Genomic DNA, 24,167 nt, shown 5'->3' with positions numbered 1-24,167 from the left:
GCCCAGCGGCCCGCGCGCCGCGCGTCTGTCGGTGCTGCGACCGTTAGGGTTCTCTCGTGCCAGCCGAACCCGTCTCTCCGCCCGTCGTGGTTCAGGACGACACCAGCGGGCGGACGGCGCGTCGGATCGTCGCTGTTCTGGCTATCGCCGCCGTGCTGCCCGCGTTCTACCTAAATGGGTGGAGGGGGCACGACTTCTTCGACCTGAAGATCTACATGTCGGCGATGAAGTGGTGGACCTCGGGCAATCCGCTCTACGACTACGTCCAGTCGGACGTGGTGCAGGGCGAGCTGCACTTCACCTATCCGCCGCTCGGCGCGCTGCTGCTGTCGCCGTTCGCGCTGCTCGAGTTGGGCGCCACGGTGACGATCTTCACGGTGCTGACCGTGCTGGCGGTGGTGGTGACCACCCGGTGGCTGGTCGACCCGGTGATCGCCCGGCACCACCTGCCCCGAGTCTTCACCCTCGCCGTGGCGGTGCTGCTCGTACTCGCCGTGGAGAGCACCCGGGAGACCATCACCTTCGGGCAGATCAACATGCTGCTGGTGGTGCTGATCCTGGCGGACCTGTTGTTCGCCGTACCGCGGAACCGGCGCTGGGCCGGCGTGGGCGTGGGGCTGGCGACGGCGCTCAAGTTGTACCCGGGCATCTTCATCATCTATCTGCTGGCCGGCCGGCAGTGGCGGGCGGCAGCGGTGGCGAGCGGGACGGCGGCGGGTGCGACGCTGCTCGCCGGGGCGCTCCTGCCGCTCGAATCGTGGCGCTACTGGACGCACGAGCTGTGGGCGACCGACCGGGTCGGCCGCACCGACTACACCGGCAACCAGTCGCTGCTCGGTCTGATCCACCGCCTCACGGTGCCGCAGGAACCCAACCAGCTGCTGTGGCTCGCCCTGGTCGCGGTGGTCGCCGGGTACGGGCTATGGCGGGCGGCCCGGGCGGCCCGGGCCGGCGACGCGTTGGCCGGCCTCACCCTCACCGGCCTGGTTGGTGCGCTGATCAGCCCGATCACCTGGCCTCATCACATCTACTGGTTCGTGCCGGCCGTCGTGGTGCTGGTGGATGCGGCGCTCGGCGCGAGGACGGGCGGCCGGCGCTGCTGGCTCTGGCTGCTCGCCGTCGGCGTCGCCGTGATCACCGTGTACGGCGTGGTGACGTTCCAGGATTGGGGCACCGCCCCGGTGCCCACCGACACGGTCGCGGACTTCGTGGAGCGCAACGTCTACGTGCTGCTGGGGCTGGCGCTGCTGGCGGCCCTACCGATCCGCAGCAGAGCGAATCAACCGGACACTCTTCACGAGACGCCCACAGGGCGCTAACCTGACTTCAGGGAAAGTAAGTGACGTTTCAGTAGCACCGATCCCCCGGTGCGGGACGGCCCTCCGTGTCGGCAGCACGGAGGGCCGTCCTCGGGTTCTCCCCCGCTACCGACACGAGTTGCCGGCCCGGCCGAACGACCTGGCGGCCGGCTCGCGCGCCGACAGGATGATCTCCCGCCCGGGCAGCGGGTGCACCGAGCCCGCTGAGCGAGGTCACCCCCAGCCGCCCGGCCAGCAGCGGCACCTGATCCGGCTCGACCACGAAGACCACCTCCCGGGGGCGAACCGGTCGCAGCAGCAGCGCCAGGGCCCCCGACACCAGCAGCATCCCGCCGGCCAGCAGACCAGCGGTAACCGGTGCTACCCAGCTCTCCCGCAGCTCCGCACGAAGGTCCAGGGTCAGGTCAGCGCCGAGGGCGGCCCCACCGAGCAGCACCGGAATCCCGGCGACCAACAACAACACCCCGGTGATCACCCGCACGAAACGCACCGACTCAACCCCTCTCCGTAGCCGAACACCCGGCCGACCTTACCGACCCCAAGCGACGGATCAGGGGATATCCACAGCCATCGCCGCGGCAAGCACCGGCCCCGGCGGGAGTGGGTCAGGCCTTCGGCGCCGGCTCGCGCCGGGACCGGGTGAAGGCCAACCCACCCAGCACCAGACCGCCCAGGCCGGCGACCAGGCCGGCGACGCCGAGACCGACGGCCAGCCCGTCCCCCGCCGCCGCGCCATCCGCCGCGGGCGGCGTCCCGTCCTGGTCTGCCACCGCATCGGCGGCCTCGGCGGCGGCCAAATCCAGCACCGGGGCCGGCGCCGCCGGCTCCACGCCGTCGGCGGTCGGCGGCTCGATCCACCGCACGACCGCGCCATCCGAGTACGTCTGCAGCGCCTTGAAGACCATCGTGTCAACCGTGGGCAGCGGCCCCACCGAGACCGGGAACTCCTGGAACGTGCCCGGCCCGATCCCGGCCTCGGGCTGCGCCGTCCAGGTGATCTTCGATACCGCCTCGGTGAGCTGGCTGCCGTGTACCTCCACCGGCGCCTCGAGCGTGCGCTTCTCCACCTCCGCCGTCCAGCCCGGGACCAGCATCGTCGAGACCGATCCGAGCGGAGCGTCCTCCGGCAGGAAGATCTCCACCTTGGTGGTCGACTCGGTGTCACTCTCGTTCGGCACCCGGAAGGCGAACCGGCCGTACCCGCCCTGGGTCGCCTCCTTCGGGTCGACCGTGATGTGCGCCGAGGCGGCCCCGGCGGAGCCGAACACGGCAGCGGTGACCGCGCCGAGCGCGAGGAGGGCGGTGGCGGAGGTGCGCCGGAGACGGATCATGAAATGGAAACCCTTTCCTATTTGACGGCCACGGTGGTCGCCACCGTGGCCTGGTCGATCTCAGACGTGCGGACGGTCACCCGCAGCTGCCAATCCCCGGACGCGGGCAGGTTGATCTCGCCGGTCGCATGGTTGTCGGTCAGTGGCAGCAACGGCACCTCGATCGGTTCGATTCCCGCCGCCGGCAGCGCGACGGTGGCCCGCCACTCCGCCACCGGCTGGGGTCGGTTGTCCGGGGTGTAGGCGTAGAAGTGGACCGAGTTGTTGCCGCGCCTGGCCGGGTCCACCTCGACCTGCAACGAATACAACGAACTGGTCAGGGTCGTCGAGAAGTAGCCGCTGCTGGACTGGGCGGTGTCCGCGACCGCGGTCCGCGCCGGGGTGGTCTGGACCAGCGCCGCCGCCAGCCCGAGCAGCACGGCGGTGATCGCCAACTCGACCATGATCGCCCGCCGTACCGGCGCGGGCCGCTCGGCCGCCGTGCGCCGACGCACCAGGGTCCGGGAGTACGCGGCCACCGCGACCACCAAAACGAAGAGCCCGACCTTGCCCAGCAGCAGCCGACCGTACGGGGTGTCGACGAGAGCCGAGAAGGAGGCGACCTCGATCAGCGCCTGTACGACCCCAGCGACGAGCAGCGCGGAGACGGAGAGCGTCGCCCAACGGGACCAGATCGGCAGGATCGCGGCCAACTCCCCCACGTCGGCCCGGCGCAGCAGGAAGCCGACGAGCATCACCAGCCCGCCGAGCCAGACCGCCATCCCGCCCAGGTGCACCGCGTCGAGCACGACCGAGACCACCGGGGCCGGGGAGACCGCCGGATGACCGGACAGCGGCCAGGTCAGCAGGGCCGCGCCGCCGAGGACGCCCAGGATCACCAAATCGGTCCGGCCGAACCGGCCGGCCAGCACCGGCCGGAGCACGAACGCCGCCGCCGCGAGCAGACCCAGCCGGACCAGATGCGCCGCGCCGAAGGCGCTACCCAGCACCGTGCTCAGGCCCGCACCGGTGACGTCGAGGACGCCGCCGCCGTTGGTGTAGGGAATCTGGAGCCAGCCCGTCGCCAGGGTGGCGAACGCCACTAGGCCCAGGCCGATCCACGCCAGCCGGGCCGGGCCGCGACGGGGCAGCCGGCGGGGCCAGAGCAGGGCGAGGACCAGCACCGGGCCGACCAGGAGCAGCAGGCCGACGTAGCCGAGATACTTGCCGACCTTGATTCCGGCGCTCACCACCGGGTCGGCGCGGCTGTCGCTGCCGGTGTCGACCGGGGGTGTCGACGGGGCACCGACGGAGTAGGTGAACGCACCGGAGACCGGGTGGCTGTCGGCCGAGATCACCCGAAAACTGACCAGGTAGGTGCCGCGACCGGAGTTCGGGTCGACCGGGATCACGACGACCGCCCCGTCGAAGCTGGGCTCGCCCCGATCGGCCCGCGACCCGTCCGGGGCGATCACCCGGGTTTTGCCAGGCACCTTGCGGACCGACTCGCTGAAGGTGAGGACCACCTCGGTGGGTGCGTCCGGCACCACCGCCGACGAGGCCGGGCTGCTACTTACCAGCACCGCGTGGGCGCTGGCCGGGCCGGCCGGGGCGAGCAGCAGGGCAACGAGGGTGATCAGGAGGCCACCAACGGCGGCGAGCCGGGCGCTCCAACGGCGGAGGACGACAGTCATGCCGGTCATGCTCACCCAGAACGCTCCCTGATGCCCAACCGGATCCGGGCCGGCGACCCAGGACCGGGCCGCGCCTCCAGCCCGCGATTGGGTGGTCGGAGCGCGCCGGCGGAAAGTTCCCGAGGTGGCACCGCTCATCTAGGGGCAAAGGTCCCTACCGGTACATCCAGCTCCGCGTAGCCTGGATTGTCATGATCCTGGCCCCGCGCGACACCGCATCCGCTGCTCCCGCCGTCGGCCTGACGTGGCTGATCGGCTGAGGGCGGGAACTTGCCGGCGGCGAGGAGCGACCACATGAACGTGACCACATCGAGCAGCCGTGTTGCCCGCTGGCCTACCGTCCGCCCCTGGATCGGCCTCGCCGCCCGGCTCGGCCTGGCCGCGGTCTGGATCCTGGCCGGCGCCGCCAAGGTCGGGGACCTCGCCGCCTCCGGCCGGGCGGTGAACGCGTACCAGATCTTCCCGTACGACGTGGCGACCGTGATCGGCGCCGCGCTGCCCTTCCTCGAGCTGGCCCTCGGCGTACTCGTGCTGCTCGGGTTGGCGACCCGGCTGACCGCCGGGGTGTCCGTGGCGCTGCTGCTGGTCTTCATCGCCGGCATCGTCTCGGCCTGGACCCGCGGGTTGAACATCGACTGCGGCTGTTTCGGCGTCGGCGGCGAGCTGGCCCCGGGGCAGGCCCCGAGCTACCTCCCGGAGATCCTCCGGGACCTGGGATTCCTGGCGTTGGCCGGGTTCCTGTTGATCTGGCCCCGCACCCCGTTCTCAGTGGATGGCTGGTTGCTGGGCGAACGTGCAGTGGAGGACAAGGATGAGTAGTCGCAAGGGCCGCAAGGAGGCCGCCCGGGTGGTCCGGGAGCAGCTGGCCCAGGAGCGGCGGCGCAAGCGGACGCTGTGGGTGTCGGTGACCGCCGTCTTCGTGCTGGTGATCGCCGGCTTCGTCGGCTGGGCCGTCTACTCCGAACAGCGGGCCGGCGAGTTCACCCCGCCGCCGGGCGCCAACGAGGCCGGCACCGGCATCGCGTACGGCTCCGGCCCGGTCACCATCGACCTGTACGAGGACTACCTCTGCCCGGCCTGCAAGCGGTTCCAGGAGATCAGCGGCGAGACCGTTGACCAGCTCGCGGACGAGGGCAAGGCGCAGGTGGTCTTCCACCCGGTGGCGATCCTGGACCATCTCTCCACCACCCAGTACTCGACCCGCTCCTCCGCCGCCGCGGGCTGCGCCTCGGCCGACGGGAAGTTCCGCGAGTTCAGCGAGGCGCTCTTCGTGCAGCAGCCGGCCGAGAACGGCGCCCAGTTCAGCAACGACGAACTGATCGACCTCGGCGTCGAGGTCGGACTGGACCGGGACAGCTTCGGCTCCTGCGTCAAGGACGGCACCTATCTGTCCTGGACCAAACACGTGACCGAGGAATCCGGCCGGGCGGACGTCTCTAGTACGCCGACGGTCCTGGTCAACGGCGAGCCGGTCGGCGAATGGACGCCGGAGAACATCCGGGCCGCGGTGGAGGCCGCCAGCTGATCCGCCCGCCGGTCAGCGGGGCGTCGGACGGGGCGTAAATCCATAGGGCAGTTCGAGGCGGTGCCGGGCGAGCAGCGCCTCGTCTGCCAGGAGCTCCCCGGTGGGGCCGTCGGCGACGAGCCGACCGGCGTCCAGGATGACCGAGCGTTCGCAGAGCTCCAACGCGTACGGCAGGTCGTGGGTGACCATCAGCAGGGTCACCGGCAGAGCCCGCAGGATCTCGGCCAGTTCGCGCCGGGCGGCCGGGTCGAGGTTGGACGACGGCTCGTCCAGCACCAGGATCTCCGGGTGCATGGCGAGCACCGTCGCCACCGCGACCCGGCGGCGCTGCCCGAACGACAGGTGGTGCGGGGCGCGGTCCCGGTGCTCGCCCATCCCGACCGCGGCGAGCGCCTCGTCCACCCGGGTCGTCAGCTCGGCGCCGCGCAACCCCAGGTTGGCCGGGCCGAACGCCACGTCCTCGGCGACGGTGGGCAGGAAGAGCTGGTCGTCCGGGTCTTGGAAGACGATGCCCACCCGCCGTCGTACCTCGGCCAGGGTCGACCGGTCCGGGCGGACGGTGAGCCCGCCGACGGTCACACTCCCCGCGGTGGGGGTGAGGATGCCGTTGAGGTGCAGCACCAGGGTGGTCTTCCCGGCGCCGTTCGGCCCGAGCAGTGCCACCCGGTCGCCGCGGGGCACGGTCAGCTCCACACCGCGCAACGCCTCGTGCCCGTCCGGGTAGGCGTAGCGCACGTCGCGCACGTCGAGGCTGGGGGGCGTCATCGGCTGCACGCCTCCGATCATGTCAGGACAGGACCAGGGCGGTGGCGGCGACGCCGGCCGCCACGGCGGGGACGGTCGAGGCGGCCAGCCACTGCCCGACGGTCGCCGCCTGCGCGCCCTGCCACACCTGCGGCATCCGCCCGGTGTAGCCGCGGGACAGCATCGCCAGGTACACCCGCTCCCCCCGCTCGTAGGCGCGCAGGAACAGCGCCCCGACCCCGGTCGCGAAGCCCCGCAGCTGCCACATGAAGCGCGGATCGTCTCCCCGGGACAGCCGGGCCACCCGCATCCGCCGGGCCTCGCCGACCAGCACTTCCAGGTAGCGCAGCATGAAGGCGGCGATCTGGGTGAGCAGCTGCGGGCAGCGCAGCCGGTCCAACCCGATGATCAGATCCCGGGTGGTGGTGGTCGCGGCCAGCAGCAGCGACGCCAGGACGCCCAGGGTGCCCTTGGCGAGGATGTTCCACGCCCCGTACAGCCCGTCCACGGAGACCGACAGGCCGAGGAATTCGGTCCGCTCGCCCGCGCCGAGGAACGGCAGGGCGAACGCGAACAGTACGAACGGCAGCTCGATCAGCGAACGGCGTAGCAGCCAGCCGGGCCGGACCCGGGCCACCGCCGCGACCGCCACCACCAGCACGGCGTAGCCGCCGAAGGCCCAGAGCGCCTCCCGGGGGGTGGCGACCACGGCGAGGGTGAAGGCCACCATCGCCGCGATCTTCACCTCGGGGGGCAGCCGGTGCACCGGCGAGTCGGAGCGGTGGTAGAGCAGCTCGGTGTGCCCGGCGCCCACGGCCCGCTCCTCAGCCCACTCCGGCGGCGGAGCTCGGCTGCGCCGCGTCCCCGTCCCCGTCCCCGTCCGATTGCTGCCCGGCGCGGCGCCGGACCAGCCAGAACCCGCCGCCGGCCAGGGCGAAGGTCAGCAGTACGCCGACGACGCCGGAGAGCCCGGTGGCGAGGGCGTCGTCGGCGATGCCGGTGACGCCGTAGTCGGCCAGCGGACCGCCGATCTCGTGCTCCGCTTCCCGCTGCGCGGGACAGTCACCGCCGGTGACAGCGCCCGCCGCGTCGACGGCGCAGCCCTCCCGCAGCGCGGACTCCAGCCCGTCCGGGTCGGCCGACGCGAAGCTGCTCACCACCCCGGCCAGCAGCAGGGAGACCAACAGCCCGCTGACGATGAAGCCCCAGGTCCGTTTCCTCACCGGGCACCTCCAACAGCCGGGACGGGGGACGACGCGACCGGTCGGCGGGCGCGCAGCGCGTACACCAGATCGGGTCGGGTCTTCGCGACGGTCAGCACCGTCATCGCGGTGATCAGGCCCTCGCCGACGCCGATCAGCAGGTGGGTGCCGGCGATCGTGCCGGCCAGGCCGGTGATGTTGGCACCGAGGTCGACGGCGCCACCGAGTTTGTACTGGAGGACGAAGCCCAGCGCCGCCGCCACGACGCTGACCAGCGCCGAGACGAACGCCGTGACGGCGAGCCCGGCCGGTGTGCGTGGCAGGACCCGCAGCAGCGCGACGATCAGCAGGTACGCGGCGGCGGTGCCGATAATCGCCAGGTTGGTGATGTTGAGACCGAGCATCGCCACGCCGCCGTCGCCGAAGACCAGCGCCTGCACGGTCAGCACAACGGCCACGCAGAGCGCGCCGACCCACGGCCCCACCAGCAGCGCGGCGAGCGCACCACCGAGCAGGTGGCCGCTGACCCCGGCGGTGAAGATCGGGAAGTTAATCATCTGCACGGCGAAGATGAAGGCGGCGACCAGGCCGGCCATCGGTGCCAGCCGGTCGTCCAGGTGTTGCCGGCCGCGTTGGACGCAGAGCGCCATCGCCGCCAGTGCGATCACCGCGAAGATCGCGGCGACGGGACCATTGATGATCCCGTTGGAGATGTGCATCGCCAGGTGCTCCACGCGACCTCCCCACGTGTCCGGCGGGCCTGTCCACGCCACCGCACCAGGCTATTAGGAGATCTGAGCTATTGCCAATCCTTGGCAACAAGAGATGACGTCGGTCACGTCACCGCGCGGCCAGGGCAACGAGGCGTGCCGGCCGGGCGCCACCGAACGAGCGCCACCGCCCGGGCGCCACGCCACCGAAGCGGACCGGGAGCTGACCCGGCGGTATGGTCGCAGCCATGACCGCGCCTGCCCGCCTCTCCCCCGGCGACACCGCCCCCGACTTCACCCTCCCCACCGACAGCGGCGACCAGCTCGCGCTGGCCGACCTCCGCGGTCGCAAGGTGTTGCTCTACGCCTACCCGGCCGCGATGACCCCCGGCTGCACCAAACAGGCCTGCGACTTCCGCGATTCCCTCGCCTCGCTCCAGGCCGCCGGCTACGAGGTCGTCGGCATCTCCCCGGACAAGCCGGAGAAGCTGGCCAAGTTCCGCGAGCGGGACGCCATCACGTTCCCGCTCGTCGCCGACACCGACCGCGCGGTGCTGGCCGCGTACGGGGCGTACGGCGAGAAGCAGTCGTACGGCAGGACGGTCACCGGAGTCATCCGCTCGACGTTCGTCATCGACGCCGACGGACGCATCGAACGGGCGTTCTACAACGTCCGGGCGACCGGCCACGTCGCCAAGCTCCGTCGCGATCTCGGCCTGGACTGACGACGCCCGCCGGGCCGCGCCCCCACGTCCCGGGCTGGCTATCCGGCGACGCGCCGGAATGACCACCCGGGCGGGGCGCGGGCCCGCAGGGGAAGGCTCTAGACTCTTCCCGGCAAGCGGGAGTGGCGTAATTGGCAGCCGCGCAGGTCTTAGGAGCCTGTGTCCGAGAGGACGTGGGGGTTCGAGTCCCCCCTCCCGCACCACAGGTTCCGTTGCCCGAACCACAGCAGACGAGCCGGTCGAGATGTCGACCGGCTCTGTTGCTTCTTCCGGGATCTTGAAGACCGGAATGAGTCGGTTGCCCTCGAAGTGGATCTCAGCGATGTTGGCCTCGATCAGCGCCTTGCGCTGGCCGGGGCCCCGGGTCGGAAGACGTGGGCAAGGTCGCGCCGTAGCTGGCCGATCGCCTTCTGGCTCGGCGGCGAGTTCTGCTCTGTGTGACTCAGCTGGCCGGCGCGGTTCGGTCGCTCGGCGCGGATGGCGCCGGCGCTGAGGTTGGTGTCGCTGTAAAGGTCGAGCAATGCGGCGAGGACTGCCTGGTAGATCGCTTCGGCGGGCAGGCGGGGCACGTCGCAGCCGTGGCTGCCGTGGCGGATGTGGGAGGAGCAGGTGTAGTAGCGGTAGGTGCGGCTGCGGCCTTGTGCGAAGGTGCCGATGTACTTCAGCCCGCCGGTCGAGCAGGTGATCAGCCCGGTCAGGTCGTAGTCGGGCCCCAAGGTTTGCAGGGTTGAATCATCGCAGAATGGCCGATACCGTAACGGCGTTCGCGGGCGAGCTGGAAGGCTGCTGCCGCCACGCGAGATCCGTGCGGCAAACGGTGGAACGGACGCGACGTGATGGGGGTGCGAAAAGACCAAGCCGCGAGCCAAAACGATGTGAAGCAACCGAACGAAGACAATAAGGTGGAAGCAACCTTCACCATGGGCTAATGGCGGTCATGCCATTGTCCAGGCGAGATCCTCCGTGGCGCTCTGCAGGGCGCGAGGCTTGGGTCTCTCCCGGGCTCAACCGGTAGGAGACGGACCAACCACCGTCCCGATGCATTGGACCGGCCGAGGCCGGAGCGGACGGCCCGGACGTTGAAACCTGGAGTGGCGTCCTACCGTTCAGCGAGTGAGTCGCCTTACGAAGCGCGAACGAGAAGTCTTCCTATGGCTGGCCGCAGGGCTCACCAATGAACAGCTTGCCAGCGTCTTGGGCATCACCGACGCGTACGATCCGTGCGCATCTTGGTCAGACCCTTGGCGAACTTTGGCTGGCGTGACAATGCACAGTCGGGCGCACGCCCAAGAATTGCGCGTGAGCACATCGCAGACCGGAACAGCTTCTTCGTTGGTTGACCGTGAATCAAATCGATCCTTGCTGTCGAATCGTTCGAGGTTATACAACCTGGAGGTCGTGAGCGACATCCGAAACAGGCCTTATCGGATCGGACGCCATCCACTACGGGGCTGATCTCTGGCTAGCCAAAAGCCCGGCTTTTGGGGAGCTAGGAAGTGTACATCCTCTTCGTGAAGCCCTTTCGGGTACACCCAGATCAGGCATTATCGGAACCGAGGAAGATTAGGCAGGGTTACACAGTGGAAACCGTTGATCCTTTGCGGGTTGAGGACGTCTCGTTCTCCTATCGGCGTGGAGTCCCAGCACTCCGAAACGTCTCGCTCGCACTAAGGCCTGCCGAGATTGTAGGCCTAGTTGGTGCCAACGGCTCGGGAAAATCGACCCTGATAAAGACTATTTTTGATCTTGTAAAGACTAGTTCAGGGACAATTGAGCTTGCCGGTGTCGGTCATCGTCTCGCTGCCGCCAAGCAACATGGGCTGCTGCTTCCAAGCGAGGACTACCTTCCCGAATTTCTAACTGGAAGTGAATATCTAGCCCACCTACATCAGCTGTACGACCTCCCGTTGTCCGTCACTGAAATCGAAGAACTCTTCGATCGATTTTCTATGCCCCATCGGGAGTACGACCTTATCGAGGATTACTCCCACGGCATGCGGAAAAAGGTGCAGCTCATTGCGGCCTTCATGCTCCGCAGGCCATTCACGGCAATTGACGAAACTCTAAATGGCATTGATTTCGATGGACTGCGGATTAGCGAGCGGCATATTCGACAGATGCGAGCTGATGGCCTCACGATTCTGCTGTGCAGTCATGACTTCTCGCTGTTGGAGCGCTCCGCCGATCGGATCATATTAATGTCATCCGGCGAGATTCTAGGAAGTTTTGCCACTGCCGAGATCCTTGCTGAGCACCGCACTCTGTATTCATTCGTCGACCAAAAGCTCCCGATCAGGGAGCCGGCATGAGAATCAGACAGACCCTGGTGGTCACAAAGCTACTTGCCCGATTCTTCTGGAGGAGGGTTCTCTCGGTCGGCATCTTGAGGTCTCGCTTCGCACGCTTCGCCATCGGAGCGTTTGCGTTGCTCAGCATACTCGGGCTCACCGCAATTGCGACGCTCTACCTTCAAGACCTGCTCGCCGACATTGCGATCGTTCAGCTAATATTTCAGTTCGCGTCGGTGTCAGTGGCATTCTGGACGATCGTTGCGTTCATATTCGTGAAGATCCTTTTCATGAAGTCACACGAGTTCCTCCGTCTGACTTTTCAGTTACCCATCACTAATCACGAACGCTCAGCGGCGATGCTGCTTTATGAGATGACCTTCGCGTCTGCTGTGGCACTCGTGTTGTTCATACCTGTATCGCTTGCCGTGATTATTCAGCATGGGTTCCCGGCTCTTATGCTGGTCCTGGGTGGCGTCGTCTTTCCGGCTCTGACGCTTTATCCATTTCTCGCACTGACATACAACGCAATTTTTCGCTTGGCGGAGATGTTGCGGATGGTGCGACTGTCACAGCTGATTGCCAGTGCCATCTTTGCAGTAGCTGTTTTCTTCTACAACTCTCAAACTACGGCGATCATATCGCAGATGTCGGATGACTACCTGAGCGAGCGCGAAGCGTTCTATCCGACTGCGACCTACATTACCGTCCTGGACAAGTTTGGGCCGTTGGCCATGATGGCACTTTTCCTCGCGTGTGCAGCTGTGCTCGTTACGCTGGCCCTCTGGTCGGCGCCGAGGGTGCCCCCGATCATCCGACAGTTTGTCAAATTCCCACTCGTCGGCTTCGCGCGCTACCGTGTCGTTGCCTTTGTTGCCGCAGTGGCACGGCGGTGGGAGCTTTGGCTCGCCGCGATAATAACATCCTTGTTCTTCCTTTCCCTGGTTACGTCGGATTCACCAGCGCAAGCACCTTTCGCGCTGCTTATTCTCCTCGTGCAAAGCATTTATGCTTATGTCGGCGTGGCGCCGCTGAGGCGCCTTGCCGGGCCGAGAACTACGGCCTGGGAAGAGTATCTTCTGATCGTGTCTTCACAGCTGCTCGTGCTTTTCCTGCTCGCCTTGCCGGTAATACTCGGATCCCAGATCGCGCAGATCCCACTGGCAACCATTGGCTGGGCTCTGCTGGCATGCGTCAGCTCCGTACTCAGCGCCACGCTCATCGGGATCATCTTCCCCCCGGAAAAGGACAACCCGTTCACCGTATTGGTCGGTCTAGGTGCACTTTTTGCGGTAGTCGGAATATTCAGCGTTATGGTGGGCGTTCTTAGGCTGCCTACAGCGGCAACGATAGCAATCTTGGTTGGTGCGCACGGGATGGTCGTCGCTTACGGCGTCACAGGTATTCAATCACTTCGAAGGAAGGCCCGTTATGAAGCAAGCAATGGCGGTAGTTAATTGCGCAATGGGTGCTCTGATATTGACGTCTAGTGTGGCAACAGTAACGATCTTGACCATAATGTTCTCGACCAAGGAGGAGAATGTACGCAAAGAAGGATTATTCGGGAGCGTGTTCTTCGAATCCAGAACTACGCCCCAAGATAGTGTAATGGTCTCAATGGGACTGAATAATTGGATACCTCTAGCCGTGATCTGGGTTGCAGCGTTTGCGTTCCTGGTCCTGGTGTGGCGGATCAGTACTAAGCACATGGAACGCCGGAGGGCTTTGCTCGACGCGCACGTCGGCGAAGGTGCGCACTGAACCGTGGAGTGCCTGTCGTTGCGTGTGTCGCTCGGCGCATGTCGGTGGTGTGGGCGCGGCTGTTGGCGGCGCCCCTGCGGTGCTGATCGCGATAGTCGCTCACGCCATCACATCGGGTGAGCCCTCTTCCTGCGCCCTCCCTTTGGAGACTCCGTCGGTCTTGGCCCGCTCGACCAGTTGCTGGGCGAACTCCCGCTCCGCTGCCGACGGCTCCGAAAACTGAACCGGGTTCTTCTTGTCTGCCATGACGTGGTCCTTCCTCGACAGCATCGATGCCTGTCCAGGAAGGACCACTCAGGCCAAACACGAAAAATCTATGCAGTCCCAGTTAAAGGAGGAACCGCGTCGGTGGATCGAGGCTCAGAGGGTCTCCACCAGCCGAAACCGCTCCAGCACGGCGAGCGTGTCGTCGTCCACGGTGAAGTCCGGATCGCCGATCCACCCGCGGTAGTCCGCCCCGTGCCAGTACTTCTCGTGCCCCGCTCGCCAGGCGGCGACCGAGTCGTCCCCCTCCCCCTCGTCCCGGGCGTGGTCCAGGTCCACGTCGCCGAGCCGACTGACCCGCACCTCGGTCAGCTCGATCACGGCCACCCGGCGACCAGCAGAATCGATCACCGCCGCCCGGGTACCCGCCACCGGTAGCGCTTCCCCTTCGATCTCGTAGTCCTGGCGCAGGCCGGTCGTGGTGGTCTTGTCCCCCGCAAGCACCAGGGCGACCAGCCGGTCCCGTAACGGACCGGGGAAGGCGAACTCGAACGGTGGCAGGTCTGCGATCATGCGGGGACCCTACCGAGGTGCGACGTGTCGGGCTCCTCACTTTCTCGGGCGGCGGTCTGCTCGGCCGGTCAGGATGAGCAGCGTGGCCCTGCGGTTCGTGCTCGACCCCGACCTGACGCCCGAGCTCCGCGCGGAGATCATCGCGCTCTGGGTTGACGTCACCAACGCCGGTGGGGCCGTCGGCTTCGTCGCGCCGGTCACCGCCGCCGACGTGCGGACCATCGCCGACCCGACCCTCGCGGCGATCGCCGACGGCCCGGACCGGCTGCTCCTCGGCTACGCCGGCGACCGGCTCGCCGCGATGGCGATCTTCACCGACAACCGGTTTCACCTGAAGACCCACTATCGGGTCCTGACCCGGGTCATGGTCCACCCCGGCTGTCAGGGCGAGGGCTACGGCCTGGAGCTGATGCGCGCGGCGGAGCGGATCGGCCGCCGGTGGGGGCTCGCCGCGCTCCAGATCACCGTCCGGGACGGATTGGGGCTGGACCGCTTCTACCGGCACCTCGGCTACCGCGAGGTGGGGCGGTTGCCGGGTGCGCTGCGGGTGGCAACGGGCGATGATCGGGACGAGCTCCACATGTGGCTCGACCTGAGCGCGGACCGGTCTGGGTGATGAGCGTAGCCCCAGGGTGAGCTGCGGCTCGGGCGATCGGCGGCGGTCCGGGTGATCAGCGATCCGGGCCCGACCCGCTGCGGTCAGTGGGCGGGCACGACCTCGTCCCCGACGGCGACCCGACCGGCCTCGACGGGCACCAGGTGCAGCCCGAATAGGAGCTTCTGCCGCACGTTGCGGTAGCGGCCGAGGGTGACCAGCGGCTCCTTCCCCCGGACCCCGGTCTCCTGGTCGGTGGTGGTGACCACGCAGCGACCAGCCGGGCCGGCGGCGCGGAAGGTGACACCACCGATGCGCACCGGGCGGGCGACCCAGTCGTCCTCCGCCCAGGCCGGCGCTCCGGTGACCACGAGGTTCGGGCGGAAACGGGTCATCGACATCGGCGGCTCGCCGGCCTCAGCCAGCCACCCGTTGAGCGCGCCGAGCGAGGCGGTGCTGGCCAGCAGGATCGGGGCCTCGTCGGCAAAGCTGACCTGGTCACCTGGGTCATGCTCGCGGTCAGCGGCGGGGATGTGGCGGGCCGGCCGGGCCAACCACACCAGGCGGGCCGGACGGCCGAGGAACCGGCTGACCCAGGTCTCGGCGGCCGCGCCGGCGGCGTGCGCCCACACGTCCAGCTTGCGGCTGCGGAAGGTACGCACGGCGATCGGGGCACCGTCCACCGGCTCCGCGACCTCCAGGTCGGGGTGGCCGGCGGCGCGCAGGGTGAGACCCCCGGCTCGGGCCACCGCGCGCAGCGCGACGAGGCTGCTGACCTCGCGTTGGGTGATGCCGATGCCCGCCGCGTCGACGAGCATCCAGCGCCGGTCGCCGGCCAGGCCCCAAGGCAGCACCGGGGCGGCGTCGTGGTCCCGCCGCCGACACCCTTTGACGGGGTAGGTGTGAATAGCACTCAGCCGCATCGGCTCACCCTGCCACCAGCACCCCGCCCGGCACCGGCCGCAGCGGCCCGGTTGCCGATGAAAGTTTCTATGCATAAGGTCGAAACATGAATGAAGGATCCGTCGTCCCCCCGGGTGACCGGGTGCTGGACCTGTTCCGAGGGGTTCGGCTCACCCCGACCCAGCGACGGATCGCGCACTGCCTCGTCCAGCAGGGCCCAGCGGTGGCGTACCTGTCGGCAGCGGAGGTCGCCGAATTAGCCGGGGTGAGTCAACCCTCGGTCACCCGCTTCGCGATGACCCTCGGCCACGACGGCTACCCCGCCCTGCGCCGCCACCTGCGGGAGCTGACCGCGACACCCCGCGGCGAACGACCGAACTCGGACAACGAACTCCAGCAGGCGGTCCGCGCCGAGATCGAGAACCTGGACCGGCTCGCCGACCAGTTCGCCGACCGGGACCGGATCGCCGCCGCCGGACGGCTCCTCGCCGCCAGCCACCCGCTGCCGGTGCTCGGCCTCCGCGCCGCCGCGCCGCTGGCCGCCTACTTCGCCTACTTCGCGGCCAAGGTGCTCCCGGACGTACGGGTCCTCGACGACGGTGGCAGCCTGCTCACCGACCGGATCGAACAGGCCGCCGAGGCCGGCGCGACCGCCCTGCTCGCCCTAGTCCTGCCCCGCTATCCCCGGGAAGCCCTCGACGCCCTGCGGGAGGCCCGGACGGCGGGCCTGACCGTCGTCGCCATCACCGACTCGCCGGTCAGCCCGGCCCGCGAACACGCCGACGTGGTGCTCCCCGCCGCCGTCGGCGCACAGCTCGTGTTCGACCTACACACCGCACCGATGACCCTCGCCATGGTGCTACTCCAGGCGATCTGCGACGCCGCACCCGTACAAACCCAACGGCGGCTGGAGGCCTTCGAAGCCTCCGCCGCCCGCCGTCAGTTGTTCCTCGGTTAGGAGGTTCCCCTATGACCCAGCCGATCCGCGCCGCGCGCGGTACCACCCTCACCGCCCGAAGCTGGCCCCAGGAAGCCGCACGGCGGATGCTGATGAACAACCTCGACCCGGAGGTGGCCGAACGCCCCGAAGACCTGGTCGTCTACGGCGGCACCGGGAAGGCCGCGCGGGACTGGCCGTCGTACCGCGCGCTGTTGAACACCCTCACCGACCTGCGCGACGACGAGACGATGCTGGTGCAGTCCGGCCGGCCGGTCGCGGTGATGCGGACCCACGAGTGGGCGCCGCGGGTGCTGCTGGCCAACTCCAACCTGGTCGGCGACTGGGCCACCTGGCCGGAGTTCCGCCGGCTGGAGCAGCTCGGCCTGACCATGTACGGGCAGATGACCGCCGGGTCGTGGATCTACATCGGCACCCAGGGCATCCTCCAGGGCACCTACGAGACGTTCGCCGCCGTCGCCGCGAAGCGGTTCGGCGGGTCGCTGGCCGGCACGCTGACGCTGACCGCCGGCTGCGGCGGGATGGGCGGGGCACAACCGCTCGCCGTGACCATGAACGACGGCGCCTGCCTGATCGTGGACGTCGACCGCTCCCGCCTCGAACGCCGGGTACGCGAACGCTACCTGGACGAGGTCGCCGACTCGCTCGACGACGCGGTGCAGCGGGCGACCGCCGCCCGCGACGAACGGCGGGCGCGCAGCATCGGCGTGGTCGGCAACGCGGCCACCATCTTCCCCGAGCTGCTGCGCCGCGGCGTCCCGGTGGACGTGGTCACCGACCAGACCAGCGCGCACGACCCGCTGTCGTACCTGCCGGAGGGGGTTGAGCTGGCCGACGCCCGCGACTACGCGGCGGCCAAGCCGACCGAGTTCACCGACCGGGCCCGCGCGTCGATGGCCCGCCACGTCGAGGCGATGGTGGGCTTCCTCGACGCGGGCGCCGAGGTCTTCGACTACGGCAACTCGATCCGCGGCGAGGCGCAGCTCGGTGGCTACTCGCGCGCCTTCGACTTCCCGGGTTTCGTGCCCGCCTACATCCGGCCGCTGTTCTGTGAGGGCAAGGGCCCGTTCCGGTGGGCGGCGCTCTCCGGCGACCCGGCCGACATCGCCGCCACCGACCGGGCCATCCTCGAACTCTTCCCAGAGAACGAGCAGCTGGCCCGCTGGATCCGGATGGCCGGCGACCGGGTGGCGTTCCAGGGGCTGCCGGCCCGGATCTGCTGGCTCGGCTACGGCGAACGGGACCGGGCCGGGGTACGGTTCAACGAGATGGTCGCGGCCGGAGAGCTCTCCGCGCCGGTGGTCATCGGCCGGGACCATCTGGACTGCGGTAGCGTCGCCAGCCCGTACCGGGAGACCGAGGCGATGGCCGACGGCTCCGACGCGATCGCCGACTGGCCGCTGCTCAACGCCCTGGTAAACACCGCCAGCGGGGCCTCCTGGGTCTCCCTCCACCACGGTGGCGGGGTCGGGATCGGCCGCTCCATCCACGCCGGCCAGGTCTGCGTCGCCGACGGCAGCGCCCTCGCCGGGCAGAAGATCGAACGAGTCCTCACCAACGATCCGGCGATGGGCGTCGTACGGCACGTTGACGCCGGTTACGACGACGCCCGGCAGGTCGCCGAGCAGACCGGCCTGCAGATCCCGATGGCGACGGCGTAAGGAGAGCTTCGTGTTGACGCATCCGGTGGTGGAGGGCTCCCTTCCGCGCAGGTTCCGGCGGCTCTGGGACGAGATCGCGCCGATCGGCCGGGACGACCGTAGCGGCGGGTACCTGCGGTACGCGCTGACCGACCCGGAGCTGCGGCTGCGGGAGTGGTTCCGGGCCCAGGCCGACCAGCGCGACATGCCGGTGACCGAGGACGGCAACGGGAACCTGTTCGCCTGGTGGGGCGCCCCGGAGGCGGGGAACGCGGTGCTCACCGGCAGCCACTTCGACTCGGTACCGCACGGCGGGGCGTACGACGGGCCGCTCGGCATCGTCAGCTCCTTCCTCGCCGTGGACGAGCTCCGTGCCGCCGGCACCACCCCCACCCGGCCGATCGCGGTCGCCGCCTTCGTGGAGGAGGAGGGCGCCCGGTTCGGCGTACCGTGTCTGGGGTCTCGGCTGCTCACCGGGGCGCTGCCGGTCGAGCAGGCGGCCGAGCTGCGCGACCCGTCCGGGGTGAGCTTCGCCGAGGCGCTGGGCGGCCTGCCGGCCGGCGCCCGGCCGGAGCTGCTCGGCCGCTTCGCCGCCTTCGTCGAGCTCCACGTCGAGCAGGGCCGGGCCCTGGTCGAGCAGGACGCGCCGGTCGCCGTCGCCAGCGCGATCTGGCCGCACGGCCGGTGGCGTTTCGACTTCACCGGCGAGGGAAACCACGCGGGTACGACCCGGATGATGGACCGCCGCGACCCGATGCTCACGTACGCGTTCACGGTGCTCGCCGCGAACAAGGAGGCCCGGCGGCTCGGCGCCCATGCCACGGTCGGCCGGGTACGGGTGGAGCCGAACGCCACGAACGCCATCCCGTCTGCGGTCACCGGCTGGCTGGACGCCCGCGCGGCCGAGCCGGAGACCCTCGCCGGGCTGGTCGAGGCGGTCCACGACCGGGCCGCCGAGCGGGCCCGGCGCGACGGCACCGGGCTGCGGTTGACCGAGGAGTCGGCCACGCCCCTCGTCGCGTTCGACGGCGGGTTGGCCGACCGGCTCGCCCGGCTGCTGGACGCGCCGGTGCTGCCGACCGGGGCCGGGCACGACGCCGGTGTGCTGGCCGGACACCTGCCCACCGCGATGCTCTTCGTCCGCAACCCCACCGGGGTGTCGCACTCCCCCGCGGAGTCGGCGAACGACGACGACTGCGCGGCCGGGGTGCAAGCCCTCGCCGCCGCGCTGGAGGAGCTGACATGACCCGCTGGCTGGCCGAGTACGCGTGGCTACCCGAGCAGCCCGAGCCGACCCCGGACGTGCTGATCGAGACCGCCGCCGGCCGGATCACCGGGGTTACCCCGCTGACCACCGAGGGCCGGCCGACAACCGGGGTCGAGGTCCTCGCCGACGCGGTCCGCCTGCCCGGGCTGACCCTGCCGGGGCTGGCCAACGCGCACTCGCACGCCTTTCACCGCGCGTTGCGCGGCCGCACCCACGGCGGTCGCGGCGACTTCTGGACCTGGCGGGACCGGATGTACGAGGTGGCCGCCCGGCTGGACCCGGAGAGCTACCTCGCGCTCGCCCGGGCCGGGTACGCGGAGATGGCGCTGGCCGGAATCACCTGCGTCGGCGAGTTCCACTACCTGCACCACGGCCCGGACGGCACCCCGTACGCCGACCCGAACGCGATGGGCGCCGCCCTGGTCGAGGCGGCGGCGCACGCCGGGATCCGGCTGACCCTGCTGGACGCCTGCTACCTGACCGCCAGCGTGGCCGGTGAGCCGCTGGCCGGGCCGCAGCGACGCTTCGGCGACGGTGACGCCCTGCGCTGGGCGAAGCGGGCGGCGGCGTTCGACCCCACCGACGCCCACGTACGGGTGGGCGCGGCGATCCACTCGGTGCGCGCCGTGCCCGCCGACCAGCTGGCGACGGTGGCCGACGCGGCACGGGAGCGGGGCGTCCCGCTGCACCTGCACCTCTCCGAGCAGCCGGCCGAGAACGATGCCTGCCGGGCCGCGCACGGCTGCACCCCCACCCGGCTGCTGGCCGACCGGGGAGTACTCGACCAGCACACCACCGCCGTGCACGCCACCCACCCCACCAGCTCGGACGTGGCCCTGCTCGGGGAGAGCCGCACCGGGGTCTGCCTCTGCCCCACCACCGAGCGGGACCTCGCCGACGGGATCGGACCGGCCCGCCGGCTGGCCAACGCCGGCAGCCCGCTGAGTCTCGGCAGCGACAGCCACGCGGTGGTGGACCTCTTCGAGGAGGCGCGCGCGGTGGAGCTGGACGAGCGGCTTCGCACCCGGCAGCGCGGCCACTTCACCGTCGGCGAGCTGGTCACCGCGGCCACCTCCGCCGGGCACGCCGCCCTCGGCTGGGGCGATGCCGGCCGGCTGGCCGTGGGCGACCGGGCCGACCTGGTCACCGTCCGGCTGGACAGCCCGCGGACCGCGGGGGTACCGGCGGCCGGTGCGTTCTTCGCCGCCACCGCGGGGGATGTGCACCAGGTGGTGGTGGATGGCGAGGTGGTGGTGCAGGACGGACGGCACCGCAGCGTCGACGTCCCCACCGAGCTGGCCACGTCGATCGGGGAGGTGACCGGAGCGCATGGGTAGCCTGCTGCTGGACAACATCGGAGAGCTGGTCACCAACACGGCCGCCGGAGAGGGGCCGCTGGGCATCCGCCGCGACGCCGCCCTGCTCGTCGAGGACGGCGTGGTGGCCTGGGTCGGGCCGAGCGGGGAGGCGCCCGCCGCCGACCAACGTATCGACGCCGACTCGGCGGCCGTGCTGCCCGGCTTCGTGGACAGCCACGCCCACCTGGTCTTCGCCGGGGACCGGGCGGTCGAGTTCGCCGCCCGGATGGCCGGCGAGCCGTACACCGGCGGCGGCATCCGCACCACGGTCGGCGCGACCCGGGCCGCCACCGACGACGAGCTACGCGCAAACGCCCGCCGGCTGCACGCGGAGGCGCTGCGGCAGGGCACCACCACCATCGAGATCAAGAGCGGGTACGGCCTCACCGTCGCCGACGAGGCTCGCTCGCTGCGGATCGCCGCCGAGGTGAGCTCGGAGACCACCTTCCTCGGGGCGCACCTCGTCCCCGCCGAGTACGCCGACCGGCCCGACGACTACGTCGACCTGGTCTGCGGCCCGATGCTCGCCGCCGCCGCGCCGTACGCCCGCTGGGTGGATGTCTTCTGCGAGCGGGGCGCCTTCGACGCCGACCACACCCGCGCGATCCTGACCCGTGGCCGGGCCGCCGGGCTGGGCACCCGGCTACACGCCAACCAGCTTGGTCCGGGCCCGGGGGTCCAGCTCGGGGTGGAGCTGGGGGTGGCCAGCGTCGACCACTGCACCCACCTCACCGACGCCGACGTTGACGCGCTCGTCGGGGCCGACGGAACGACCGTGGCCACCCTGTTGCCGGGGGCGGAGTTCTCCACCCGCTCGCCCTACCCGGACGCCCGGCGGCTACTCGACGCGGGCGTGACCGTGGCGCTGGCCACCGACTGCAACCCCGGGTCGTCGTACACCTCGTCGGTGCCGTTCTGCATCGCGCTGGCCGTCCGGGAAATGCGGATGAGCCCCTCCGAGGCGGTCTGGGCGGCGACCGCCGGCGGCGCCGCGGCGCTGCGCCGAACCGACGTGGGTCGGCTGGCGCCGGGCGCCCGGGCCGACCTGATGATCCTCGACGCCCCGTCCCACCTGCACCTGGCCTACCGGCCGGGGGTTCCACTGATCCGCCAGGTCCTGCACAACGGAGTACCGCAATGTCGACCGTAGTCATTCAGCCAACCGGGGTCACCCCCGCCGACGTACTCGCCGTCGCCCGCGGCAACGCCAAGGTCGTCCTCGACCCGACGGCGATCGACGCGATGGCCAACAGCCGGTCCGTCGTGGACGGGATCGAGGCCGCCGGCCAGCCGGTGTACGGCGTGAGCACCGGCTTCGGGGCGCTCGCCAACACCTTCGTCGCCCCGCAGCGGCGGGCCGAGCTACAGCACGCGCTGATCCGTTCGCACGCCGCCGGGGTGGGGACCCCCATGCCCCGCGAGGTGGTGCGGGCGATGATGCTGCTGCGCGTCCGTTCCCTCGCGTTCGGCCGCTCCGGGGTCCGGCCGCTGGTCGCCACCGCCCTGGTTGACCTGCTCAACCACGATGTCACCCCGTGGGTGCCCGAGCACGGTTCGCTGGGGGCCTCCGGGGACCTGGCGCCGCTGGCGCACTGCGCGCTGGCGCTACTCGGCGAGGGCTGGGTGCTGGGCGCGACCGGTGACCGGATCCCGGCCGCCGATGCGCTGCGCCGGGCCGGTATCACGCCGATCGAGCTGGCCGCCAAGGAAGGGCTGGCGCTGATCAACGGCACCGACGGCATGCTCGGCATGCTGCTGATGGCCAACGACGACGCCGCGCACCTGTTCACCCTGGCCGACGTGACGGCCGCCCTGGCCATCGAGGCGATGCTCGGCACCGACCGGCCGTTCCAGCCCGAGCTGCACACCATCCGGCCGCACCCGGGGCAGGCCACCTCGGCGGCGAACATCCACCGCCTGCTCCAGGACTCGGCGGTAATGGCGTCGCACCGCGACGACGTGGTGCACGCGGTGCAGGACGCGTACTCGATGCGGTGCGCGCCGCAGGTCGCCGGCGCGGCACGGGACACCCTGGACTTCGCCCGACAGGTGGCGGGCCGGGAACTGGTCTCGGTGGTGGACAACCCGGTGGTCCTGCCGGACGGCCGGGTCGAGTCCACCGGGAACTTCCACGGCGCGCCGCTCGGTTTCGCCGCGGACTTCCTCGCCGTCGCCGCCGCCGAGGTCGGCGCGATCGCCGAGCGGCGGGTGGACCGGCTGCTCGACGTGACCCGCTCCCGGGACCTGCCGGCGTTCCTCTCCCCCGACGCCGGAGTCAACTCCGGGCTGATGATCGCCCAGTACACGGCGGCCGGCATCGTCGCGGAGAACCGCCGACTCGCCGCCCCCGCCTCGGTGGACTCCCTGCCCACCAGCGGTATGCAGGAAGACCACGTGTCGATGGGCTGGGCGGCGACCAAGAAGCTGCGGACCGTCCTGGACAACCTGACCAGTCTGCTCGCGGTCGAGCTTCTCGCCGCGGTCCGCGGGCTCCAGCTCCGGGCGCCGCTACAGCCGTCGCCGGCCGGACGGGCCGCCATCGCCGCGTTGGCCGGGGCCGCCGGTGAGCCCGGCCCGGATATCTTCCTCGCCCCGGTGCTGGAGGCCGCCCGTACGGTGATCGCCGGCCCCGAGCTTCGGGCGGCCATCGAACGTGAGGTCGGGAAGCTGGCCTGACCCTCCTGCGCAGCCGGGCAGCGGCTGCCGAGTTCGGTAGCCGCTGCCCGAGTACGGCCGGTCAGGCCGGCGGCAACACCTTGGCGACCAGCTTCGCCAGTTCGCGCAGCGCCTTGCCGCGGTGGCTGATCGCGTCCTTCTCCGCCGGCGTCAGCTCGGCGTTCGTCCGATCCTGCCCGTCGCCGCGAAAGATCGGGTCGTAGCCGAAGCCACCGTCGCCGTGCGGCTCCCGCAGCAGGCGACCGGGCTGCCGACCGTCCACCAGGTGCTCCTTGCCGCCCGGCAGCGCCAGGGCCACCGTGCAGACGAAGGACGCGCCCCGATACTCGTCCGGCACGTCGGCGATCTGGTTCAGCACCAGCTGCAGGTTGGCGTGGTCATCACCGTGCTGGCCGGCCCAGCGGGCACTGAAGACACCGGGCATGCCGTTGAGCGCCTCCACCGCCAGGCCGGAGTCGTCGGCGATGGTGGGCAACCCGGTGCGCCGGCAGCCCTCCCGGGCCTTGATCAGCGCGTTCTCACCGAAGGTCAGGCCGGTCTCCGGCAGCTCCGGGTAGGCCTCGACGTCGTCCAGGCCAACCAGGGCGATCCGGTGCGCGCCCAGGGCCCCGTCGAGGATGCGTTGCAGCTCGATGAGCTTCTTCCGGTTCCGGGTGGCGAGCAGGACCTTGTTCATGCGGTGTCACCTTCGTTCACGACCACGGGAGCCAGCAGC

Annotated in this window: 25 protein-coding genes, 1 tRNA gene and 1 pseudogene; 15 read left to right on the top strand and 12 right to left on the bottom strand. The window is 70.1% G+C overall.

The window, feature by feature from the left end:
* Positions 1 to 56 precede the first annotated feature (56 nt).
* A complete protein-coding gene (locus SALPAC2_RS0122040) occupies positions 57 to 1,319 on the top strand; it encodes a glycosyltransferase 87 family protein (RefSeq protein ID WP_018218791.1) in 1,263 nt (420 codons plus the stop codon).
* A gap of 85 nt (positions 1,320 to 1,404) precedes the next feature.
* On the opposite strand, the pseudogene SALPAC2_RS0122035 reads toward SALPAC2_RS0122040, so the two are convergent.
* The 3 genes and pseudogenes from SALPAC2_RS0122035 to SALPAC2_RS0122025 form a co-directional block, all read right to left on the bottom strand.
* A pseudogene (locus SALPAC2_RS0122035) lies at positions 1,405 to 1,809 on the bottom strand (hypothetical protein); the annotation flags it as partial.
* A gap of 115 nt (positions 1,810 to 1,924) precedes the next feature.
* Positions 1,925 to 2,650 (bottom strand): YcnI family copper-binding membrane protein, encoded by a 726-nt coding sequence (locus SALPAC2_RS0122030; RefSeq protein ID WP_018218789.1) that lies wholly within the window; start codon positions 2,648 to 2,650, stop codon positions 1,925 to 1,927.
* 17 nt (positions 2,651 to 2,667) lie between these two features.
* Entirely contained in the window at positions 2,668 to 4,332 is a 1,665-nt protein-coding gene (locus SALPAC2_RS0122025) for a copper resistance CopC/CopD family protein (RefSeq protein WP_018218788.1), read from the bottom strand.
* 285 nt (positions 4,333 to 4,617) lie between these two features.
* On the opposite strand from SALPAC2_RS0122025, the gene SALPAC2_RS0122020 reads away from it, so the two are divergent.
* The gene (locus SALPAC2_RS0122020; protein ID WP_018218787.1) at positions 4,618 to 5,142 is read left to right on the top strand and encodes a MauE/DoxX family redox-associated membrane protein; all 525 of its coding nucleotides are present in this window, start codon (positions 4,618 to 4,620) and stop codon (positions 5,140 to 5,142) included.
* Positions 5,135 to 5,848 (top strand): DsbA family protein, encoded by a 714-nt coding sequence (locus SALPAC2_RS0122015; RefSeq protein WP_018218786.1) that lies wholly within the window; start codon positions 5,135 to 5,137, stop codon positions 5,846 to 5,848. The genes SALPAC2_RS0122020 and SALPAC2_RS0122015 overlap by 8 nt, the downstream gene beginning before the upstream one ends.
* A gap of 12 nt (positions 5,849 to 5,860) precedes the next feature.
* Here the strand turns inward: SALPAC2_RS0122015 and SALPAC2_RS0122010 are convergent, their stop codons facing one another.
* Genes SALPAC2_RS0122010 through SALPAC2_RS0121995 form a run of 4 tightly spaced genes read right to left on the bottom strand, consistent with a single transcriptional unit; the run spans position 5,861 to position 8,528 of the window.
* Positions 5,861 to 6,634: an energy-coupling factor ABC transporter ATP-binding protein gene (locus SALPAC2_RS0122010; RefSeq protein ID WP_026185012.1), complete on the bottom strand. Its 774-nt coding sequence runs from the start codon at positions 6,632 to 6,634 to the stop codon at positions 5,861 to 5,863.
* A gap of 1 nt (position 6,635) precedes the next feature.
* Complete coding sequence (gene cbiQ, locus SALPAC2_RS0122005; protein WP_018218784.1) at positions 6,636 to 7,406, bottom strand: cobalt ECF transporter T component CbiQ; 771 nt, start codon at positions 7,404 to 7,406, stop codon at positions 6,636 to 6,638.
* 10 nt (positions 7,407 to 7,416) lie between these two features.
* The gene (locus SALPAC2_RS0122000; protein ID WP_018218783.1) at positions 7,417 to 7,815 is read right to left on the bottom strand and encodes a PDGLE domain-containing protein; all 399 of its coding nucleotides are present in this window, start codon (positions 7,813 to 7,815) and stop codon (positions 7,417 to 7,419) included.
* Positions 7,812 to 8,528 (bottom strand): energy-coupling factor ABC transporter permease, encoded by a 717-nt coding sequence (locus SALPAC2_RS0121995; RefSeq protein ID WP_018218782.1) that lies wholly within the window; start codon positions 8,526 to 8,528, stop codon positions 7,812 to 7,814. The genes SALPAC2_RS0122000 and SALPAC2_RS0121995 overlap by 4 nt, the downstream gene beginning before the upstream one ends.
* 224 nt (positions 8,529 to 8,752) lie before the next feature.
* Between SALPAC2_RS0121995 and bcp the strand changes: the two genes are divergently transcribed.
* Positions 8,753 to 9,229, top strand: coding sequence for a thioredoxin-dependent thiol peroxidase (gene bcp, locus SALPAC2_RS0121990; RefSeq protein WP_018218781.1), 477 nt, complete (start codon positions 8,753 to 8,755; stop codon positions 9,227 to 9,229).
* A 116-nt stretch (positions 9,230 to 9,345) separates the two neighbouring features.
* Positions 9,346 to 9,432, top strand: a tRNA-Leu gene (locus SALPAC2_RS0121985).
* A gap of 132 nt (positions 9,433 to 9,564) precedes the next feature.
* Here SALPAC2_RS0121985 and SALPAC2_RS0121980 read toward each other — a convergent pair.
* Positions 9,565 to 9,945: a zinc ribbon domain-containing protein gene (locus SALPAC2_RS0121980; protein ID WP_018218780.1), complete on the bottom strand. Its 381-nt coding sequence runs from the start codon at positions 9,943 to 9,945 to the stop codon at positions 9,565 to 9,567.
* A 397-nt stretch (positions 9,946 to 10,342) separates the two neighbouring features.
* On the opposite strand from SALPAC2_RS0121980, the gene SALPAC2_RS28595 reads away from it, so the two are divergent.
* Genes SALPAC2_RS28595 through SALPAC2_RS0121970 form a run of 3 tightly spaced genes read left to right on the top strand, consistent with a single transcriptional unit; the run spans position 10,343 to position 12,974 of the window.
* The gene (locus SALPAC2_RS28595; RefSeq protein WP_223874110.1) at positions 10,343 to 10,684 is read left to right on the top strand and encodes a LuxR C-terminal-related transcriptional regulator; all 342 of its coding nucleotides are present in this window, start codon (positions 10,343 to 10,345) and stop codon (positions 10,682 to 10,684) included.
* Positions 10,685 to 10,725: 41 nt separating this feature from the next.
* A complete protein-coding gene (locus SALPAC2_RS26555) occupies positions 10,726 to 11,538 on the top strand; it encodes an ATP-binding cassette domain-containing protein (RefSeq protein WP_080636975.1) in 813 nt (270 codons plus the stop codon).
* The gene (locus SALPAC2_RS0121970) at positions 11,535 to 12,974 is read left to right on the top strand and encodes a hypothetical protein (protein WP_018218778.1); all 1,440 of its coding nucleotides are present in this window, start codon (positions 11,535 to 11,537) and stop codon (positions 12,972 to 12,974) included. Before SALPAC2_RS26555 ends, SALPAC2_RS0121970 begins: the two co-directional genes overlap by 4 nt.
* Positions 12,975 to 13,377: 403 nt before the next feature.
* Here SALPAC2_RS0121970 and SALPAC2_RS27625 read toward each other — a convergent pair whose 3' ends face one another.
* Positions 13,378 to 13,524, bottom strand: a complete 147-nt coding sequence (locus SALPAC2_RS27625) for a hypothetical protein (protein WP_188115898.1) — start codon at positions 13,522 to 13,524, stop codon at positions 13,378 to 13,380.
* A gap of 114 nt (positions 13,525 to 13,638) precedes the next feature.
* On the bottom strand, positions 13,639 to 14,055 hold the full coding sequence (locus tag SALPAC2_RS0121960; RefSeq protein WP_018218775.1) for an ASCH domain-containing protein: 417 nt from the start codon (positions 14,053 to 14,055) through the stop codon (positions 13,639 to 13,641).
* A 73-nt stretch (positions 14,056 to 14,128) separates the two neighbouring features.
* On the opposite strand from SALPAC2_RS0121960, the gene SALPAC2_RS0121955 reads away from it, so the two are divergent.
* Positions 14,129 to 14,671 (top strand): GNAT family N-acetyltransferase, encoded by a 543-nt coding sequence (locus SALPAC2_RS0121955; protein WP_033661922.1) that lies wholly within the window; start codon positions 14,129 to 14,131, stop codon positions 14,669 to 14,671.
* 83 nt (positions 14,672 to 14,754) lie between these two features.
* On the opposite strand, the gene SALPAC2_RS0121950 is transcribed toward SALPAC2_RS0121955, so the two are convergent.
* On the bottom strand, positions 14,755 to 15,573 hold the full coding sequence (locus SALPAC2_RS0121950) for an MOSC domain-containing protein (protein WP_018218773.1): 819 nt from the start codon (positions 15,571 to 15,573) through the stop codon (positions 14,755 to 14,757).
* 86 nt (positions 15,574 to 15,659) lie between these two features.
* Here SALPAC2_RS0121950 and SALPAC2_RS0121945 point away from each other — a divergent pair, with 86 nt between their 5' ends.
* The 6 genes from SALPAC2_RS0121945 to hutH are packed head-to-tail and all read left to right on the top strand — an operon-like array spanning position 15,660 to position 23,452.
* Positions 15,660 to 16,511 (top strand): MurR/RpiR family transcriptional regulator, encoded by an 852-nt coding sequence (locus SALPAC2_RS0121945; protein WP_018218772.1) that lies wholly within the window; start codon positions 15,660 to 15,662, stop codon positions 16,509 to 16,511.
* Positions 16,512 to 16,522: 11 nt separating this feature from the next.
* Positions 16,523 to 18,172 carry a urocanate hydratase gene (gene hutU / locus SALPAC2_RS0121940; RefSeq protein WP_018218771.1) on the top strand — a complete coding sequence of 550 codons (1,650 nt, stop codon included), beginning with the start codon at positions 16,523 to 16,525 and terminating at the stop codon, positions 18,170 to 18,172.
* Between the two features lie 10 nt (positions 18,173 to 18,182).
* Entirely contained in the window at positions 18,183 to 19,397 is a 1,215-nt protein-coding gene (locus tag SALPAC2_RS0121935; protein WP_018218770.1) for an allantoate amidohydrolase, read from the top strand.
* Entirely contained in the window at positions 19,394 to 20,755 is a 1,362-nt protein-coding gene (locus SALPAC2_RS0121930; protein WP_018218769.1) for a formimidoylglutamate deiminase, read from the top strand. The genes SALPAC2_RS0121935 and SALPAC2_RS0121930 overlap by 4 nt, the downstream gene beginning before the upstream one ends.
* Positions 20,748 to 21,926, top strand: coding sequence for an imidazolonepropionase (gene hutI / locus SALPAC2_RS0121925; protein WP_018218768.1), 1,179 nt, complete (start codon positions 20,748 to 20,750; stop codon positions 21,924 to 21,926). The genes SALPAC2_RS0121930 and hutI overlap by 8 nt, the downstream gene beginning before the upstream one ends.
* Positions 21,914 to 23,452, top strand: a complete 1,539-nt coding sequence (gene hutH, locus SALPAC2_RS0121920; RefSeq protein ID WP_018218767.1) for a histidine ammonia-lyase — start codon at positions 21,914 to 21,916, stop codon at positions 23,450 to 23,452. The genes hutI and hutH overlap by 13 nt, the downstream gene beginning before the upstream one ends.
* A gap of 61 nt (positions 23,453 to 23,513) precedes the next feature.
* Here hutH and rdgB read toward each other — a convergent pair whose 3' ends face one another.
* Positions 23,514 to 24,128: an RdgB/HAM1 family non-canonical purine NTP pyrophosphatase gene (gene rdgB / locus SALPAC2_RS0121915; protein ID WP_018218766.1), complete on the bottom strand. Its 615-nt coding sequence runs from the start codon at positions 24,126 to 24,128 to the stop codon at positions 23,514 to 23,516.
* Positions 24,129 to 24,167: the final 39 nt, after the last annotated feature.

It is taken from the genome of Salinispora vitiensis (genome assembly GCF_000378825.1).
Lineage (GTDB): Bacteria > Actinomycetota > Actinomycetes > Mycobacteriales > Micromonosporaceae > Micromonospora > Micromonospora vitiensis.
The sequence above is the reverse complement of the archived record's forward strand: the minus strand, read 5'-3'. Positions and strand labels throughout refer to the sequence as shown.

Excerpts from the sequence above, each read along its gene's own strand:
- SALPAC2_RS0122030 (WP_018218789.1), bottom strand. The coding sequence starts at position 2,650 with ATGATCCGTCTCCGGCGCACCTCCGCCACCGCCCTCCTCGCGCTCGGC.
- SALPAC2_RS0122025 (WP_018218788.1), bottom strand. The coding sequence starts at position 4,332 with ATGACCGGCATGACTGTCGTCCTCCGCCGTTGGAGCGCCCGGCTCGCC.
- SALPAC2_RS0122020 (WP_018218787.1), top strand. The coding sequence starts at position 4,618 with ATGAACGTGACCACATCGAGCAGCCGTGTTGCCCGCTGGCCTACCGTC.
- SALPAC2_RS0122015 (WP_018218786.1), top strand. The coding sequence starts at position 5,135 with ATGAGTAGTCGCAAGGGCCGCAAGGAGGCCGCCCGGGTGGTCCGGGAG.
- SALPAC2_RS0122010 (WP_026185012.1), bottom strand. The coding sequence starts at position 6,634 with ATGATCGGAGGCGTGCAGCCGATGACGCCCCCCAGCCTCGACGTGCGC.
- bcp (WP_018218781.1), top strand. The coding sequence starts at position 8,753 with ATGACCGCGCCTGCCCGCCTCTCCCCCGGCGACACCGCCCCCGACTTC.
- SALPAC2_RS0121970 (WP_018218778.1), top strand. The coding sequence starts at position 11,535 with ATGAGAATCAGACAGACCCTGGTGGTCACAAAGCTACTTGCCCGATTC.
- SALPAC2_RS27625 (WP_188115898.1), bottom strand. The coding sequence starts at position 13,524 with ATGGCAGACAAGAAGAACCCGGTTCAGTTTTCGGAGCCGTCGGCAGCG.
- SALPAC2_RS0121960 (WP_018218775.1), bottom strand. The coding sequence starts at position 14,055 with ATGATCGCAGACCTGCCACCGTTCGAGTTCGCCTTCCCCGGTCCGTTA.
- SALPAC2_RS0121955 (WP_033661922.1), top strand. The coding sequence starts at position 14,129 with ATGAGCAGCGTGGCCCTGCGGTTCGTGCTCGACCCCGACCTGACGCCC.
- SALPAC2_RS0121950 (WP_018218773.1), bottom strand. The coding sequence starts at position 15,573 with ATGCGGCTGAGTGCTATTCACACCTACCCCGTCAAAGGGTGTCGGCGG.
- SALPAC2_RS0121945 (WP_018218772.1), top strand. The coding sequence starts at position 15,660 with ATGAATGAAGGATCCGTCGTCCCCCCGGGTGACCGGGTGCTGGACCTG.
- hutU (WP_018218771.1), top strand. The coding sequence starts at position 16,523 with ATGACCCAGCCGATCCGCGCCGCGCGCGGTACCACCCTCACCGCCCGA.
- SALPAC2_RS0121930 (WP_018218769.1), top strand. The coding sequence starts at position 19,394 with ATGACCCGCTGGCTGGCCGAGTACGCGTGGCTACCCGAGCAGCCCGAG.
- hutI (WP_018218768.1), top strand. The coding sequence starts at position 20,748 with ATGGGTAGCCTGCTGCTGGACAACATCGGAGAGCTGGTCACCAACACG.
- hutH (WP_018218767.1), top strand. The coding sequence starts at position 21,914 with ATGTCGACCGTAGTCATTCAGCCAACCGGGGTCACCCCCGCCGACGTA.
- rdgB (WP_018218766.1), bottom strand. The coding sequence starts at position 24,128 with ATGAACAAGGTCCTGCTCGCCACCCGGAACCGGAAGAAGCTCATCGAG.